Annotated in this window: 17 protein-coding genes; 5 read left to right on the top strand and 12 right to left on the bottom strand. The window is 70.7% G+C overall.

Annotated features, from left to right (window positions below; translation table 11 throughout):
* The first annotated feature begins 30 nt into the window (after positions 1–30).
* Positions 31–999 carry a TRAP transporter substrate-binding protein gene (locus BIX52_RS20720; protein ID WP_075223022.1) on the top strand — a complete coding sequence of 323 codons (969 nt, stop codon included), beginning with the start codon at positions 31–33 and terminating at the stop codon, positions 997–999.
* Between the two features lie 23 nt (positions 1,000–1,022).
* On the opposite strand, the gene BIX52_RS20715 is transcribed toward BIX52_RS20720, so the two are convergent.
* Entirely contained in the window at positions 1,023–2,063 is a 1,041-nt protein-coding gene (locus BIX52_RS20715) for a dihydrodipicolinate synthase family protein (RefSeq protein WP_083660632.1), read from the bottom strand.
* A 74-nt stretch (positions 2,064–2,137) separates the two neighbouring features.
* Here BIX52_RS20715 and BIX52_RS20710 point away from each other — a divergent pair, with 74 nt between their 5' ends.
* Positions 2,138–3,454 (top strand): flavin monoamine oxidase family protein, encoded by a 1,317-nt coding sequence (locus BIX52_RS20710; protein ID WP_075223021.1) that lies wholly within the window; start codon positions 2,138–2,140, stop codon positions 3,452–3,454.
* Between the two features lie 25 nt (positions 3,455–3,479).
* On the opposite strand, the gene BIX52_RS20705 is transcribed toward BIX52_RS20710, so the two are convergent.
* The 7 genes from BIX52_RS20705 to BIX52_RS20675 form a co-directional block, all read right to left on the bottom strand.
* A complete protein-coding gene (locus BIX52_RS20705; protein WP_075223020.1) occupies positions 3,480–4,241 on the bottom strand; it encodes an SDR family NAD(P)-dependent oxidoreductase in 762 nt (253 codons plus the stop codon).
* A gap of 142 nt (positions 4,242–4,383) precedes the next feature.
* Positions 4,384–5,304, bottom strand: a complete 921-nt coding sequence (locus BIX52_RS20700) for an acetamidase/formamidase family protein (RefSeq protein ID WP_075223019.1) — start codon at positions 5,302–5,304, stop codon at positions 4,384–4,386.
* A 71-nt stretch (positions 5,305–5,375) separates the two neighbouring features.
* Complete coding sequence (locus tag BIX52_RS20695) at positions 5,376–6,242, bottom strand: ABC transporter permease (RefSeq protein WP_075223018.1); 867 nt, start codon at positions 6,240–6,242, stop codon at positions 5,376–5,378.
* Positions 6,239–6,994, bottom strand: coding sequence for an ATP-binding cassette domain-containing protein (locus BIX52_RS20690; protein WP_205647868.1), 756 nt, complete (start codon positions 6,992–6,994; stop codon positions 6,239–6,241). Before BIX52_RS20690 ends, BIX52_RS20695 begins: the two co-directional genes overlap by 4 nt.
* A gap of 85 nt (positions 6,995–7,079) precedes the next feature.
* Positions 7,080–8,096, bottom strand: coding sequence for an ABC transporter substrate-binding protein (locus BIX52_RS20685; RefSeq protein WP_075223016.1), 1,017 nt, complete (start codon positions 8,094–8,096; stop codon positions 7,080–7,082).
* A 487-nt stretch (positions 8,097–8,583) separates the two neighbouring features.
* Positions 8,584–9,180: a ferric reductase gene (locus BIX52_RS20680; RefSeq protein WP_075223015.1), complete on the bottom strand. Its 597-nt coding sequence runs from the start codon at positions 9,178–9,180 to the stop codon at positions 8,584–8,586.
* A gap of 4 nt (positions 9,181–9,184) precedes the next feature.
* Complete coding sequence (locus tag BIX52_RS20675) at positions 9,185–9,727, bottom strand: peptidase associated/transthyretin-like domain-containing protein (RefSeq protein WP_075223014.1); 543 nt, start codon at positions 9,725–9,727, stop codon at positions 9,185–9,187.
* 399 nt (positions 9,728–10,126) lie between these two features.
* Between BIX52_RS20675 and BIX52_RS20670 the strand changes: the two genes are divergently transcribed.
* The gene (locus tag BIX52_RS20670; RefSeq protein ID WP_075223060.1) at positions 10,127–10,729 is read left to right on the top strand and encodes an HD domain-containing protein; all 603 of its coding nucleotides are present in this window, start codon (positions 10,127–10,129) and stop codon (positions 10,727–10,729) included.
* Between the two features lie 41 nt (positions 10,730–10,770).
* Here the strand turns inward: BIX52_RS20670 and BIX52_RS20665 are convergent, their stop codons facing one another.
* Positions 10,771–11,172 (bottom strand): winged helix-turn-helix transcriptional regulator, encoded by a 402-nt coding sequence (locus BIX52_RS20665; RefSeq protein WP_075223013.1) that lies wholly within the window; start codon positions 11,170–11,172, stop codon positions 10,771–10,773.
* A gap of 103 nt (positions 11,173–11,275) precedes the next feature.
* Between BIX52_RS20665 and BIX52_RS20660 the strand changes: the two genes are divergently transcribed.
* Positions 11,276–12,022, top strand: coding sequence for an SDR family oxidoreductase (locus tag BIX52_RS20660; RefSeq protein WP_075223012.1), 747 nt, complete (start codon positions 11,276–11,278; stop codon positions 12,020–12,022).
* 139 nt (positions 12,023–12,161) lie between these two features.
* Here BIX52_RS20660 and BIX52_RS20655 read toward each other — a convergent pair whose 3' ends face one another.
* Positions 12,162–12,986 carry an undecaprenyl-diphosphate phosphatase gene (locus tag BIX52_RS20655; protein WP_075223011.1) on the bottom strand — a complete coding sequence of 275 codons (825 nt, stop codon included), beginning with the start codon at positions 12,984–12,986 and terminating at the stop codon, positions 12,162–12,164.
* A 257-nt stretch (positions 12,987–13,243) separates the two neighbouring features.
* Complete coding sequence (locus BIX52_RS20650; protein WP_075223059.1) at positions 13,244–13,957, bottom strand: GntR family transcriptional regulator; 714 nt, start codon at positions 13,955–13,957, stop codon at positions 13,244–13,246.
* Between the two features lie 112 nt (positions 13,958–14,069).
* On the opposite strand from BIX52_RS20650, the gene BIX52_RS20645 reads away from it, so the two are divergent.
* The gene (locus BIX52_RS20645; protein WP_075223010.1) at positions 14,070–15,455 is read left to right on the top strand and encodes an NAD(P)H-dependent oxidoreductase; all 1,386 of its coding nucleotides are present in this window, start codon (positions 14,070–14,072) and stop codon (positions 15,453–15,455) included.
* Positions 15,456–15,741: 286 nt separating this feature from the next.
* On the opposite strand, the gene BIX52_RS20640 is transcribed toward BIX52_RS20645, so the two are convergent.
* Complete coding sequence (locus BIX52_RS20640; RefSeq protein ID WP_075223009.1) at positions 15,742–16,518, bottom strand: SDR family NAD(P)-dependent oxidoreductase; 777 nt, start codon at positions 16,516–16,518, stop codon at positions 15,742–15,744.
* Between the last annotated feature and the right edge of the window lie 17 nt (positions 16,519–16,535).

The following is a 16,535-nucleotide window of genomic DNA, read 5'->3' as shown; positions in this document are numbered from 1 at the left end:
GGCCTCATGCCGCTTTACGGAGCCTCATCCATGACGTTCGCTCGTTACGCCTTCGCCGCCGCATTCGCGTGCTTGTCCCTGCCGGCGCTCGCCGCCGACTACACCTTCAAGGTCGCCCACACCAACGCGGCGGACGAGGTGCAGGACAAGGGCCTGCAATTGATGCGGGACCTTCTGGAAAAGAAGACCGACGGCCGCGCCACGCTGGAGATCTTCCCCAACGGCGTGCTCGGCGACGAGGCGCAGCTCGTGGAGGGCGTTCTCCTCGGCACGCTCGACATGGGGATGACCGCCAACTCCACCCTGTCGAACTACGTCGCCGACTACCGGGTGTTCGACCTGCCCTTCCTCCTCACCAGCATCGAGGCGCTGTCGACCGCGGTGGAGAAGGACGACGTCTACGAGAAGATGGAGGCGGCGGCGAACGGCTCGGGGTTCGAGCTGATCGGCGTGTTCGCGTCGGGCATTCGCCACATCATGACCAAGAAGCCGGTGTCCGACATCGCCGACATCGCGGACCTGAAGATCCGCACGATGCAGAACCCGATCCACGTCGACGCCTTCACCGCCTTCGGCGCCAACCCGACGCCGCTCGCCTATTCCGAGCTCTATGGCGCGCTGCAGTCGGGCGTGGTGGACGGCGCGGAGGGTGCTGCCACCAACTATACCGGCCAGAAGCTCTACGAGGTGGCGCCCGACTTCGCGCTGCTCGGCTGGCTCAACATGACGTCGGTGGTGTTCGTCAACGCCGGCAAGTTCGCCGCGCTGCCGGAGGACATCCGCGTGGCCCTGAAGGAGTCCGGCGAGGAGGCCGCCGCCTGGCAGCGCACCTATGTCGACGAGCAGGAGAAGCCGCTCTTGGATGCGCTGGTGGAAAAGGGCGTGAAGATCACGCAGCCGGATCCGGCCCCCTTCCGCACCGCCGTCACCCCGCTGTGGGATCAGATGCTGGAGACCGACAGCCAGCGCGCTCTGTTCGAGGCCGTCTCCGCGGAGTGATCCGCCGCGGCTGACACGCCCCTCTAAACGAGGCGCTGGAGCAGGGGCTTCAGCGCCTCGTCCACGTCCGGCGTCGTCTCCCGGTTGGGGGCATAGACCGCGCCGGAGGGGATGATGCCGAGGAGTTTGAGGCACGCCTTCAGCCGCGCCCCGGCCTCGAACCCGGTGCGGCCGCGATAGATGAGGGCGGCGAGCGGGTAGAGCCGCTCATGATGCGCGCGTGCCGCCTCCCAGCGCCCGGCCGCCGCCGCCTCCCACAGGTCGCACACCAGGCCCGGAACCACGGCGGCCAGGCTCACCTGGCTGCCCACGGTGCCGATCAGATAGGACGTCAACAGATGCTCGTCGCCCGAGGCCATCACCGCCACCTCCGGCGCGATCCGGGACAGCATCCGCCAGTTCTCCTCGTATCGGGCGACCTCCCAGCTCCCCTCTTTCACCCCGGCCACCGACGGCAGGCGGACGAGCGCCTCCAGCGTTTCCAGGCTGTAGGCGATGCGCCCGGCCAGCATCGGCGCCTGATAGAGGACGAGGGGCAGGCCGGTCGCGGCGGCGATGGCGGCGTGGTGATCCAGCGCGGTGCGGGTGTCGTGGCCGAGCGCCCAGCCGTTGGGCGGGAAGACGAGGATGGCGTCGGCGCCGGCCTCCTCCATGGCGCGGGCGTGGGCGGCGGCCTCGGCCGTCGCCTCACTGTAGACGCCGCTGGTGAGGAAGGTGCCCGGCGGTGTCGCCTGCCGCGCGATCTCGACCACCCGGCGCTTCTCGGCGAGCGGCATCTGCGCGTTCTCGCCCGCGTGGCCGTTGATCAAGAGGCCGCGGATGCGCGGCTCGGCGCAGACGGCCGCGAGGTGGGCGGCGAGGGCGCCCTCGTCCAGCGTCAGGCCGCCATCCGCGCCGGGGGTGCCGGTTGCGAGAGCGCCAGGAGCGCCGGGGGCGAGAGCGTCGGGCGCGCCGGGGGCGACAGCGGCGGGCGCGAGCGGGGCGACGGTGGCGGCGTGGATGCCGGTCAGCCGCGCCGCAGCCGCCCGCACATGGTCCGGCCGCGCGATGATCTTTTCAGCCATGTTCAAGCCTATACACGCGGAATCTGCCGGATCAACACACGTTCGCGCAGCCTGATGCGCCGCCGGGGCGGGCGATGAGCGCGGCCACCTGTGACGTCGTCGTGGTCGGGGCGGGGCTTGCCGGGCTCGTCGCCGCCGACCGGCTCGCCGCCTCGTGCGACGTGCGCGTTCTGGAAGCGGACACGCGGCCCGGCGGGCGCATCCTCTCCACCGGCGACGAGGCGGGCTGGCTCAACTTCGGCGCCCACATGTTCGGCGGTCCGGGCACGCGCGTCGGTGATCTGTGCGCCGCATTGGGGCTGCCGCTGCGGCCGATCGCGGGCCGCCTCTTCGGCATCGAGGACGCGGGGCGGCTTCTGTTGCGCACCCGGCCCGAGGCGCTGCCTTTCGTGCTGGAGCTGCCGCCGCGTGCGCGGCTGTCGCTGGTGCGCATGGGGCTCGTCCTGCGCGCCGGGTCGGGCCGCCGGACGCCGCGCCCGGCCGATGCAGAGCGCACCCTCACCGCCGCCATGGGCGGCCGCCTCCACCCGCGCGTGGCCGCTCTCCTCGCATCTCTGACGGAGCGGTGCGGCGGCGATCCGCAGGAGATCAGCGCCGCCCATGCCTTCCGCTCCTTCGCCAACGTCTGGCGCGTCGGGGCGCCGGGCAACACGCTGGAGGGCGGCTCCGCGCGGCTGCCGCAGGCGCTGGCGGCCCGCCTCGGCGAGCGGCTGACGCTCGGCGCCACGGTGCTGTCGGCGCGGAAGGAGGGCGACCGGGTGCGCATCACCCATACCGGGACCCAGAGCGGGACCGGCGGCGACCTCCTCGCCCGCGCGGTCGTCCTCGCGGTGCCGGCCCCGGCGGCGCATGCGATCGCGCCGGGCCTTCCGGCGGACACCCGCGCGGCGCTGGCGGCCATCCGCTACGGACCGTTCCTCACCGCATCGCTCCACACCGCCGAGACGGCCCCGCCGCCGTGGGACGAGACATATGCCGTCGCAACGCCCGCCCGCATTTTCTCCGTCCTGTTCAACCAGGCGACCGGGCGCTTCTCCGGCGGCCGAGGTCCGTCGCAGGGCAGCCTGATGGTGTTCGCCGGGGCCCGCCGCGCCGCCGCTCTGATGGCGCTGAGCGATGCGGAGATCGCCGCCCGCGTCCGCGCTGATCTCGCCGCGATGACGCTTCAGAGCGGCGGGATCGCGGACGCGCCGATCCATGTGCAGCGCTGGCCGCTGGGCGCACCCTTCGGATTTCCGGGACGGGCCGCGCTTCAACCCGCCCTCACCCGGCCGATGGGGCCGTTCGTCCTCGCCGGCGACTATCTCGACTTCCCCAACATGGAGGCGGCGGCGGCCTCCGGCGAGGCGGCCGCCGCCCGCGTGGCGCTGCTGCTGGGCGGGGCGGGCTGAGGCGCCCGGTCCCGCCGCCGCACGCTCAGAGCTGCACGCCCTTCGTCAGCGCGCCGTCCACCACCAGGTTGGTGCCGGTGGTGAAGGAGGAGGCGGGGCTCGCCAAAAAGACCACGCCGCGCGCGACCTCCTCGGGCTTTGCCATCCGCCCGGTCGGGTTCAGCGCCAGCGCCTGCGCGAACAGCTCCGGGTTGCCGGTCTCGATCTGGTTCCAGATGCCGCCGGGAAAGTAGGTGTTGCCGGGCGAGACGGCGTTGGCGCGGATCATCTTCGGCGCCAGCTTCACCGCCAGGCCGTGCATGTAGTGGACGAGGGCGGCCTTGTAGGCGCCGTAGGCCGGGCCGGTAAAATCCGTCTCGCGGCCCGACACCGACGAGATCGCCGTGATCGACGCCGCCTTGGAGGCTTCGAGGAACGGCATCGCCGCCGTCACCAGCCGCACGGTGTGCATCATATCGACGTCGAAGCCCGCCTTCCACGCCGCCTCGTCGTCCGCCACGGCGAGCGCCGAGACGTTGGCGACGACGATGTCGAGACCGCCGAGCGCCGCGCCCGCGTCGGCGACGAAGCCTTCCAGCGCCGCCTTGTCGGCAACGTCGACGGAGCGGCCGAACGCCTTCACCCCGGCCGCCTCGAGCGCGGTGACGGTGGCCGCCACCTCGTCCCCATTGCGCGCGCAGACCGCGACGTCCGCCCCCTCGGCAGCGAAGATTTCGGCGCATTGCCGGCCGATCCCCTTCGTCCCGCCGGTGACGAGCGCCTTCATTCCTTTCAGACCGAGATCCATGCGGTGTCCTTCTTGTGTCTCACGGCGCGCAGCGCCTCCGACGGGGCGGCTTCGCCGGCGCGCGGTCGCGCGCTGTGGGGGATGTCCGATCGCCCGGAGCGAGGGTGCGTGCGGGCGGCGCAGAGAGGCCGGCCGGACGCGGTCAGCCGAACTGCTTCAAGAGCTCCTTGGAGACCTTGCAGATATACGTGTATTTCGGATTCACGACCTGGGTGCAGCGCGCCTCGGCGATCTGGCCGAGCAGCATGTAGGCCTCACCGGCGGGGATGCCGTAGTCGTCCTCCAGCCAGTAGCACATCTCCTCGAAGGCGATTCGCATGGCGTCCTCCAGCGGCCGCGCGCAGCCGATGGTGCCGATGTGCGTCGCGTCCTCGATGCGCGGCCAGGTCATCCGCTCCGGCGCCGGCTTCAGCGACACCTTCAGCGTCAGCACCGCGGCGATCTCGGTCGCACCCATGCCGTTGGCCTCGCCGTCGCCCTGCACCGCGTGGCAGTCGCCGGCGAAGAAGTGGGCGCCGTCCTTGTGCACGCGGAACATCGCCGTGGTGCCCGGCGTGAACTCCTGCGCGTCGAGGTTGCCGCCGTTGGGGCCGTTGTCGACGGTCGGCGTAGCGCCGTTCACCGGGGCGACACCCATCACGCCGATCATCGGCGCGACCGGGATCTTCACCGTGTCCGACCAGTGGACGAAGCCGTCCTTCACCGCCATCACGCGCGGCTGGTAGCCGAATTCCTTCTGGCGCACCCAGTCGGGGAACATGCCGATGCCGGGCCATAGGGCGGTGAAGCCGAGCTCGTCCAGCTCCATCTCGACGATCTCGACCACCAGCATGTCGCCGGCCTTCGCGCCCTCGACCTCGATCGGCCCGGTCGCGCCGTTGACGAAGGGCAGCTTGACGAGAGCCGGGTCCGGGATCTGGCCGGGATGGGTGAGGATGCCGTCGCCGATATTGATGGCGCACTCGACCTTGAAGGTCTCGCCGGGCGCGACCTTGTCGACGAACGCCTCGTGCCCCGACAGGGCGAATTTGATGTTGCCCGCCTTGGGGACGACGTGGGTCATGGGAGCTCCGTTTCTATGATGGGCGGCGCGAACCGGTGGCCGCGCCGCATGTGCCGAAGTTCGGTGCGCGGTCAGAGATCGCGGCGCCAGGGCATCAGCCGCTTCTCCAGCTTGCCGACGACGAACGTCAGCGCCAGGGCGAGCGCGATGGTGGCCACCAGCGAGGCCAGCACCTTGGGGATGATGTAGAGCGACCCGGCCTTGAAGATCGCATGGCCGAGGCCTTCCGAGGACGACATGAACTCGCCGATGATCGCCCCGATCAGCGCGAAGCCGACCGTGAGCTTCAGCCCGGCGAAGATGTCGGTCAGCGAGGCCGGCACCACCAGGCGGTTGAAGATCTGCCACTTGCGGGCGCCGAGCGTCCTCATCAGGTTGATCTGGTCCGGATCGACGCTCGTCGCCCCCTTGTAGGACGTCACCAGCGCGACCACGACGACCGACAGCGTCGCCATCGCGATCTTGGACGCGAGGCCGGTGCCGAACCAGATGATCACCATCGGCGCCAGGGCGATGATCGGGATCGACCCCAACGCGACGACGAACGGGCTGACGACGCGCGACACGAACGGCGAGTACCAGAGCGCGAGGCCAAGCACGGTGCCGAGAACGTTGCCGACGACGAAGCCGAGCACCGTTTCCATGCCCGTGACCCAGGTGTCGCGGAACAGGCTGCCGTCCGACGCCATGGTGACGAGGAAGCCGAAGATCGCCGTCGGCCGGCCGAACATGAAAGCGGCCTGCCGGTCGGCATAGGTGGCGTATTCCCAAAGGCCGAGCAGGACGGCGAGCAGAGCGAGCTGGGTGAGGAGCACGAGAAGCCGGGTGCGCCGCGCGCGGCGGCGGACCGCGTTGCCAGTCCGCGAAGCGGCTTCGGCCGGGGGGGCAACTTCGGCCGGAGGGGCGGCGGCCTCGGTCGATGCGGTGCCGACGCTCATGCCGCCCGCTCCCGGCCGACGTCGAGGTCGCGCCAGATCTGTTTCACGTAGGCGCTGAAGCCGGGGGCCTCCCGCGCGGCGATCATGTCGTTCCGGTCGCCCGCAGCGCCGGGGTGCAAGTCGATGGTGTAGGTGGACCGGATGCGGGTCGGCCGCCCGGTCAGCACGATCACGCGGTCGGCCATGGACACAGCCTCTTCGATGTCGTGGGTGATGAGGAGCAGCGCACGGCCCTCCGAGCGGACCAGGCGCACCGTGTCGCTCTCGATGAGCAGCTTGGTCTGGAAGTCGAGCGCGGCGAAGGGCTCGTCGAAGAGCAGCACCTCCGGGTCGTGGATCAGCGTGCGGGCGAGCGCCACGCGCTGGCGCATGCCGCCCGAGAGCGTCGACGGGTAGTGGTCGGCAAAACCGTGCAGGCCGAGCTGGTCGAGGAGGGCGCGCGCCTTGTTGTGGGCCTCCGCGCCCGTGTTGCGGCGGATCTCCATGCCCAGCATCACGTTGGCCTTCGCCGTGCGCCAGGGGAACAGGAGGTCCTTCTGCAGCATGTAGCCGATGCGCGGGCGGCGGTGCGCCATCTCCACGTTCCACGCCACCTCGCCGCCGGTGGGCGCCAAAAGGCCGGAGATGACGTTGAGCATCGTCGTCTTGCCGCAGCCGGACGGGCCGACGATGGCAACGATCTCGCCCGCGTGAAGGTCGAACGACACGTCGCCGATGACGGGGACGCGCGTGGTCCCGTCATCGAACGTCATGGCGAGGTTCCGCGCCGAAAGCTTCGGCGCGGTCCCCGTTGCGGATCCGGACATGATCATGCCGGTGCCCTTCTCGCCCTGGCGCTCAGCCGTCGCTCTCCATGGCCGCCTTCTCGGCGAAGGAGTTGTCGATCACCTCTTCGAACGGCACGGTGCCCTTGATGTTGCCGAGATAGAGCTGCATCGCCATCAGGTTGTCCCACTGGTCGCGCTCCACGATGACGCCCTCGGCGGGGATCTTGTACTCGAGCTGCGCGTCGATCGCGGCGTTCACCACTTCGGCCGGAAGGTCCGGGAACTCCATCCGCGCAACTTCCTTGGCGTAGTCGGGGTCGGAGTAGGTCAGCTTGGAGGCTTCCTCGAAGGCCGACACCAGGGACTGGACCATCTCCGGATCGTTCTCGATCGTCTCCGGCAACACCATGATGCCGGTGTTGCAGAACGGGCCGACGAAGCTGGCGAAGTCGAACACGACCTTCGCGCCCTGGTCGACGGCGGAGGCGACGCTCGGCTGGTAGGCGATGGCCATGTCGGCCTGTCCGGCGAGCATGGCGCCGATCTCGGTGCCGGGGTTCACCTGCAGGATGGTGACGTCCTCGCCGACCTTGAGCCCCGCCTCTTCGATCATCTTCTTGGCGACCGAATAGTTGGTGTTGGGCTCAGGGGAGGTGACGATGGTGAGGCCCTTGAAGTCCTTCGGGTCGGTGATGGTGTCGAGGTTCTTCGACACGCCGAAATAGTGCGCCCGCTGCACCACGGTGCCGACCACCATGCCCGGTCCGCCGGCCTCGCGGCTCATCACCGCCATGGTGGCGTCGCCGATGGCGAAGTCGGCCGAGCCGCCCAGCACCGCGGCGAAGGTCTGGGTGTCGCCGCCCGCGGCCGACACGTTCATGTCGAGGCCGTGCTTCTCGAAGATGCCGGCGTGCATGCCGACATAAAGGTTGATGTAGCCGAGGTTATGGACGGCCTCGCTGAAATTGACCTCTTTGAGGTCCTGGGCCTGCGCACCGGCGACGGCGCCCAGGGTGCCGGCAAGCGTGAGGCTGGCCGCGAAGAGACGGCCCTTAAGGCCGAGGGTCAGGGTCCGTAGAGTGGTCATGCGTTCTCCCGTGGCAGGCGCGGGCGTCTGGCGCCGCGTGTTCGGTGGGGGTCGGCCATCGGGCGGCTCGTGGTCGCGCCCGGTCCGGTCCTCCCGCTACGAAGCAAACGGCATGCCATTGCGCCATTTTCGCGAACGCCGCCGCCGTTCCCGCGCACTCGGCGCACGTTCGGAGGCTTCCACGCGCAACATCACGACACGCGGCCGCCCGGCGGGGGTGCGCGACGGGGAGCGATGCCGGATGCGCAAGCAACTGCTTAATTTATAAGTCGGTATCGGCCCCCGAGAACGCGGCCCGAAGCACGTCATGAAGCCGGCGCAAGGGATGCGCGCCGGGACGGGCGCGGACATCGCTCTGCGGTGCGGCCCGCGGGTCCGGCCGTCGCTGCGGCCAGACCGTGTTGGGGAGCCGGAGTCGCGACGTTTGCTGACGGCCTCTGAGCGTGTTCGCGCCGGTGCGGCCCGCGGCCCGGACGGGTGCGCCGCGTCAGGCCCGGACGCGGCGCAGGCCGAGGCGGGGCCAGAACCGCACCGTCACCCGCATCGTCGCAGCGGCGACGAGAACGCACAGCGCGATCTTGGTGACGGTGCCCATCGTCCCGTCGATGAGAATCGCGTGAATGGCGCTGCCGGTGACGATCACGGCCGCCAGCGACAGATGGGCGATGCGCCAGGCCGCGGCGGACAGGCCCCGCCTGGCGAGCGCGAGGACGGCGGTGGCGACCACGCCCCAGAGCGCCACCACGCCGAAGACCGAAAAGGCCGTGGGTGCGCGCAGAAGCAGAGCGTCCACGACATCGGGCGGGCTTGTCACGGCGAGACCGCCGACGTGGACGGCCACGGCCGCGACCAGCAGCGCGCCCCCCGCCGCGTGCAGCCGGCGCGACAGGCGCGGCGACAGGCCGGGCAGCGACCGCCCCGCCAGCAGCGGCTGGAGAAGGAGCACCTCCATGCCGACGATGCCGGCAAAGCACGCGGTGATATAGACCGCGTCCCTCCAGGCGAGCAGCGGGCTCGTCGCCGCCACGGCGAGCGGCAGCGCAAGGGCGAGCCCCAGCCCGCCCCAGATGAGGATGCGCCGCAAAGGTTCAGGCCGAAACGAGGACGAAGTCGGCCGAAAGGCTGGTGTCGCCGCGGCTTTGCAGGAGCGGGCGCAGGAACACGGTCTGGAAGCCGTGATCGTCGAACTCGGCGTCGTAGGCGAGGTGGGCGTGAGCCTGGCCGAAGGCGGGGACGATCTGCGGCATGTCCATCACGAAGCGCCCATCGGCGTCGGTGAGGGTGGCGCCGTGGCTTCGGGCGTCGCGCTCGTTGCCCTCGGTGGTGTGGGCCCAGATCTGGATGCGGATGCCGGACAGCGGGGCGCCGTCACCCGCGCGGCGCACGCGGCCCGACATCGCGAACCCGCCGCCGCCGATGCGCGGGACGATGGGCGCGCCGGGCCGGTAGTTGTTGGCGCCGCCGCGCATGGTGGGTGTCGGCGCGAGGCCGGCGGCGCGGGCGGGGAGGACGCCGAACGGCCCCCCGGCGAGGACGGCGCCCGCCGCTGCGGCGGCCCCGCCGGTCAAAAGCGCGCGGCGCGACGGCAGGCGGAGTGCGGACGTGGCGGTGATCGGAGGGGCTGACGTCATGTCTCTCTCCTCTGGTGTGGCGGACACCGTGCGGCGGTCGGGCCGGGTGCGGCACCCGCGGTGTTGTAACACGCAAAGGTGCCGCCCGGCCTGCCGCAGCGGCGCCGGTCAGGCTCCTATATAGAACGCGTCGGTGCGGGGGCCGATGCGCCCACCCGTCGCGCCTTCGCCCTCCGCCACGCCCGCCTGCGCGCCCACCCGTCGCGCCGGCGTCGCCCTCGACCCCTCGCCGCCCCGCTGTGCCGCGGCAATGCCGCCCGGCGGCCGGCGCGTCGCATGTTGCCGCCGGGCATCGGCTCCCCGCCGCCGCCTCTCGCACCGTCCGCCGGGCCGGTGCTAAGGCGGGGGCGCGGCCGCGAGGAGACCGGCCGCACCCCTTGCCCGTTGGAAAGCGCCGCGATGACCCCGACACCCGCCGACACCTTGACCCGCCGCCTCGCCTTCCTCGGCGAGATCGAGAAGCTGAAGGCGGTGACGCGGCAGAACCGGCTCGTCGACGGCAGCCGCAACGAGAACACCGCCGAGCATAGCTGGCACGTCGCCATGTTCGCCTTGGTGCTGGCGCCCCACGCGCCGGGCATCGACCCCGTGCGCGTCATGCAGATGCTGCTGGTTCACGACATCGTGGAGATCGACGCGGGCGACGTGCCCTTCCATCAGCCGGGCAAGGACCTGTCGGCGATCGCCGCCGCGGAGGATGCCGCCGCCGCGCGCCTTTTCGGCCTGCTGCCGGAGGAGGATGCGGCCCGCCTGCGCGCCCTGTGGGACGAGTTCGAGGCGGCCGAAACGCCGGACGCGCGCTTTGCCAAAGGCATCGACCGGATGCAGCCGGTGCTCCTCAATCTGATGACCGGCGGCGGCACCTGGCACGACTTCGCCGTCACCGAGGCGCAGGTGATGGAGCGGTGCGGCCCGCCGATCCGCGGCGCATCCCCGGACCTGTGGGACGCGGTCGCCGCTCTGGTGCGGGACCATTTCGCCGCCCGCACCCCTGCGGCCTAGAGGTTGGAGCCTCGGCCCGGCGGGACGCGGGCGAGGCGGCGCTAAGCCTCCTCCTGCGCGGCGGCGTAGGCGGCGCGCGCGGCCTCGATCGCCTCGCGGTTCGCCTCGGCCCAGAGCCACACGCCGCAAAACGCCTTCGCCAGACCCAAACCGAGATCGGTGAGACGATACTCCACCTTCGGCGGGACGACGGGGTAGACGGTGCGCGTCACCAGACCGTCCCGCTCCATGGCGCGCAGGGTCTGCGTCAGCATCTTCTGGCTGATCCCCTCGCAGGCGCGGGCGAGCTCGGAGAAGCGGCACACCTCCTGCTCGGTCAGGACCTCGATCAAAAGCATGGTCCATTTGTCGGCGACACGGCCGATGATCTCCTCCACCAGCCGATCGACCGCCGGGTCGCTCGGCGGCAGCGTCATGAGCTGGTGCCGCAAATCGTCCGCCATCCGCCTACACTCTCCGCCAGGTAAGTATGGATCTTTCGGGTGCCTTCTTTCCATAAGGTAGCACGAGGCGCACATCCGGCCCAGTCAGTCACAGGGGCACGGCATGAACTTCACGAACCGGACGATCCTCATCACCGGCGGCAACTCCGGCATCGGCCAGGCGCTGGCCGAGGCGCTGCAGGCGCACGGCAACCGCATCATCATCACCGGCCGCAACCCGGCGAGCCTGAACGCCGCGCTGGAGCGCAACCCGGCGATGACCGGCTACACGCTCGACGTCACCGACCCGGCGGCGCTGGAGGCTTTCGCCGCGCAGGTGCTGGCCGATCACCCGGCGCTGGACGCGGTGATCCTCAACGCCGGCATCATGGAGACGGAGGACTACGCCGCCGCCCCGGTGGCGCTGGGCGCCATGGAGCGCACGATCGCCACCAACCTCGCGGCGCCGATCCGCCTGGCCGCGGGGCTGCTGCCGCATCTGCGCGCACGGCCCGAGGCGGCGCTGGTGACGGTGTCCTCCGGCCTCGCCTTCGTGCCCAAGGCGTCGACGCCGACCTATTCGGCCACCAAGGCGGCGATCCATTCCTGGACCCAGGCGGTGCGGCACCAGTTGCGCGGAACGTCCGTGTCGGTGCACGAGATCGCCCCGCCTCTGGTGGCGACGGAGCTGACGCCCGGCCAGTCGCAGGTGGCCGCGGCGATGCCTCTCAAGGACTTCACCGACGAGGTGGTGGGCATCCTCACCGGCCCCGACGTGCCGGACGAGGTGCTGGTGAACCGCGTGCGCTTCCAGCGCGATGCGGAGGCCGAGGGCCGTTATTTGGCAGCCTTCGCGGCGATCAACGGCTGAGGCTTGCGGGCGGGTTCCACCGCCTGCGTGCGCCTCGTCCGCAAGGCGCACGCGCCGGCCCGGCGCCCAGCCGGGCCGGGCGCGCGACCCGCCGGGGCGAACCCGGCCGCACCCCGGCGGGTGCGCACGCTGATGAACGTTAGCCCATCACCAGCGCCAGGAGCGCGACGCCGAGAACGACGCGGTAGATCACGAACGGCGTATAGCTGCGCGTCCTCAGCCAGCCCATCATCAGGCTGATCGCCACCAGGGCGCTGACGAAGGCCATCGCCCCGCCGATCAGCGCATCCGTCGTCACCGTGGCGTCACCCGCCTTGACGAGGTCCACCGTCGCCAGAACGCCCGCGCCCATGATCGTCGGGATCGACAGCAGCATCGCAAAACGCGCCGACAGCGTGCGGTCGAGGCCCAAGAAGCGCCCCGCCGTCATGCAGATGCCCGAGCGGCTCACCCCCGGAATGATCGCCAGGCACTGGGCGAAGCCGATCAGCACGCCGTCACGCAGCGTCAGATCGCCGAGCGCGCCTTTGACCTGGCCGCGCCTGTCCGCCGCCCACAGCAGCAGCCCGAACAGCACCGACGTCCAGCCGATCACCACCGTGCTGCGCGCCTGGTCGGTGATGAAGTCCTTGGCGAGGAAGCCGATGATGACGATCGGCACGCTGGCGGCGATGGTGAGAAGAAGGAGCCGCCCCGCCTCCCCCATGCGGCCGGTGACGAGCTCCAGCGCGCCGCGCACGAACATCAGCATCTCGCGCCAGAAGTAGATCACCACGGCGCCCAGGGTGCCGATGTGCAGGGCGATGTCGAAGGCCAGCTCCTCCATGGGCGTCATCTGGCTGGAGGCGACGCCGAGCGCCTGCATCAGCTCGCGCCCGAGGATGAGATGCGCCGACGAGCTGATCGGCAGAAACTCGGTAATGCCCTGTACGATCGACAGGAAGGACAGTTCGGCCAGGTTCAAGGCGTGTCTCGCTTCGTGGTTCGGTCGGCCCGCCGCGGCAACGGGCCGGGCGGCATGGGCCGACAAGCTCGCCGCCGCGGCATCTTGTCAAGCCGCCCGCCCCCCCGGTCACGACGGCGCTACCCCGGGCCGCGCGCGGCCGACCGCGCTGTGCCTCAGCCCGCGGCCGGCCGCGGGGGTACATCAGCCCGCGGCCGACCGCGGGGGTACATCAGGCCGCGGCCGAGCGCGGGGGTACATCAGACCGCGGCGGCCACTCAGCCCAGCTCCTCGCCCCACTCCTCGCTTAGAACCTTCGCCGTCGCCTTCCAGCCGTTCCAGTGGTGCGCCCGCAGAACCTCGCGCAGGATCGCCCCCTCGCGCTGCTTCAACGCATCCAAAATCTGCTCGTGCTCCTGGACCGCACGCGGCCAGCGCGTCGCCTCGCGGTTGCTCACGAACCTGAACCGCCTGATCCGCGCACTCTCCGCCCGGTACACCCTCAGCAGCGCCGCATTGTGCGCACACACGAAAATCTGCTCGTGAATCTGCTGGTTGATGTTGAAATATTCGATCAGCGCCCCGCGCCGATAAGCCGACGCCATCTCGTGGTGCAACTCCTCCGCCCGCGCGATCTCCTCGTCGCTCGCCCGCACACACGCAAGCTCCGCCGCGCTCAGCTCCAGACCGATCAGCATCTCGATCACCGCCTCCACATCGCCGAGCGACAGCTTCACCACCATCGCCCCGCGGTTGGGCGAGATCTGCACCAGCCCCTCCACCTCCAACACCTTCAACGCCTCGCGCAGCGGCGTGCGCGAAATGCCGAGTCGCTCGGTGATCACCCGCTCCGGCACCCGCTCCCCCGCCGGAAGCTCGCCCGACACGATCATGTCCCGGATCGCCTGAACCGCGAACGCCGAGCGCTGGCCGCGCTGCGCCGCGTCGGGTGCCGCCTCTCCGGACGTCGCCTGCCCTTCGACAATCTGCATGCAAAACCCTTTAGATGCGGCCCGAAATGACGCATAGAGATGGACGGGCATGCCAAGTTGCATGCAACATGTCATGGTCCGGTCCAACGAAACCATAACGAAGAAACGGCATATGAACTTCCACGCCTACTACCGGGATGTGAAGCCCGTCACCGCATGCCTGATCGGGACCGGCGACTTTGGCAACAGTTTCATCGCCCAGACCGAGCGCATAGAGCGCGTCACCACCCGCGTCGCCGTCGACCTCGACGCCGCGCGCGCCGCCCGCGCCTTCGCCGCCTCCGGTGTGGACTCCGCCCGCATCGCCGTCTGCGCCACCGCCGCCGAGGCGCGCACCGCATGGGAGGCCGGCAAGGCGATCGCCACCAGCGAGCCCGCACTCGCCGCCGACCTCCCCGTCGACATCATCGTCGAGGCGACCGGCGACCCCGAAGGCGGCGCCCGCCACGCCCGCCTCGCGATCGAGGCGGACAAGCACCTCGTCATGGTCAGCAAGGAGGCCGACAGCCTCATCGGCCCCGGCATCGCCGCCATGGCCGCCGACCGCGGCCGCATCGTCACCCCCGTGGACGGCGATCAGCCGAGCCTTCTCATCGGCCTCGTCACCTGGGCCGAGACCCTGGGGTTCGAGATCCTCGCCGCCGGCAAGTCCAGCGAATACGACTTCGTGTTCGACGCCGCGTCCGAAACCATCGACAGCAACGGCCGCGTGATCGACGTCGCCGGGTTCGCCGCCCTCGACCGGCTCGGCACCCGCGACGTGGCGGACGCTGTGGCGGAGCGCTCCCGCCTCGCCGCCGCCCTGCCGCAGAAGCTGGTTCCGGACCTGTGCGAGATGACGCTCGTCTCCAACCACACCGGGCTAATGGCCGACCGGCCAGACCTCCACGTTCCCATCGCCCGCATCGAGGAGCTGCCCACCCTGTTCGCCCTCGCCGCGGACGGCGGGCTTCTGTCGGCCGGCCGCCGCATCGACGTGTTCCAATGCCTGCGCGCCCCGCATGAGCTGAGCTTCGCCGGCGGCGTCTTCGTGGTCGTGCGCTGCACCCATGAGGCCACCTGGAAGCTCCTCGCCCACAAGGGCCACGTCCTCAGCCGCGACGGGTCGACCGCGCTCCTGTGGCTGCCGCGCCACCTCCTCGGCCTCGAGGCCGCCACCAGCGTGCTCGACGCGGCCGGCCTCGGCGTCTCCTCCGGCGCCGTCACCCCCGCCCCCCACACCGACCTCGTGATGCACGCCGACCGCGACTTCGCCGCCGGCGAGGTGCTCACCATGGGCGGCCACCACCACGAGGTCGCGGACGCCTCCGCCCGCATGATCCCCGCCGCGCCCCTGTCCGCCGAGGCCCCCGCGCCCTTCTACCTCGTCTCCAACCGCACTCTCGTGCGGCCTGTCTCCAAGGGCGACCTCTTCCGCCTCGCCGACGTGGAAATCGACGCCGCGTCTGAACTCCTCGCCCTGCGCCAGGCCCAGGACGCGCGGTTCTTTCCGGGGTGACTGCGCGGTGTGACGCTGCGGGGTGACTGCGCGGCGGCGTCTTGCGCGGCGCCGCCTCAGCGAGGGGAGTTCCCCCCTCGCGCTCCCCCCGCCTCGCCGGCAGGCAGGCCTGCAGGTGAAGAACCTGCAGACCGCTGCAAGGCTGAGTGGGATTTTGGCGGCATCAAGCACCCGTGCTCCCCATGCTCGCCCGCCCCCGAGAGGGCGGCCTGCGCGTGGGTCCGCGCGGATGCTTGACCCCGCCAAAATCCCACAGTTTTGTTCGGGGTTTCGGGGCTTGGCCCCCTCACATCACCGGGCGGCCGCCGTCGACCATGATGTTCGTCGCCGTCATGTAGGACGCCTCGTCCGACGCCAGCCACAGGATCGGCAGCGCGATCTCCCGCGGGTCGCACCAGCGGCGCATGATGCAGTCCTTCACCGGCGCGGCACGAAGCTCCGCCTCGCTCGTCCCCGCCTCCGCCGCACGCCGCACATGGAACGGCGTCAACGTGTAGCCGGGACACAGCGAGTTCACCCGCACACCATATTCGGCCTCCTCGAAGGCCAAAGTGCGCGTCATCGCGATGATGCCCGCCTTCGTCGCATCATACTGCCCCATCCCCGCGCGACCGGAGACGCCGTAGGTGGACGAGATGTTCACCATCGCCCCGTTGCCGGCCTTGCGAAGATCCGGCAGCGCCGCCTTGGCCATGAAGGCATAGCTGAGGAGGTTCACCGCCAGAATGCGCTCCCACGTCTCCGCCTTCGCCTCCGCCAGCGGCTCGTAGGAGCGGATCCCGGCGTTGTTCACCAGAACGTCCACCGGCCCGAACGCATCGCGCGCCGCCGCCACCGCCTCCGCACACGCAGGCTCCGCGGAGACGTCGAGCGCCGCACCCGCGACCTCGGCGCCGGCAACCTCCGCCCGGATCGCCGCGACGACCTCCTCCAGCGCCTCCGCGTTGGGGTCAACCAGGAGCACCCGCGCCCCCTCCTCGCAGAAGACGCGCCCCGTCGCACCGCCGATCCCGCCCGCACCGCCGGTGATGATCGCCGTGCGGCCCGCCAAACGTTGTGTCATGTCCTATCCTTCGTGGG

The organism is Acuticoccus yangtzensis (genome assembly GCF_001927245.1).
In the GTDB taxonomy this organism is placed as follows: Bacteria; Pseudomonadota; Alphaproteobacteria; order Rhizobiales; family Amorphaceae; genus Acuticoccus; species Acuticoccus yangtzensis.
This window is presented reverse-complemented; position numbering and strand designations above follow the sequence as displayed.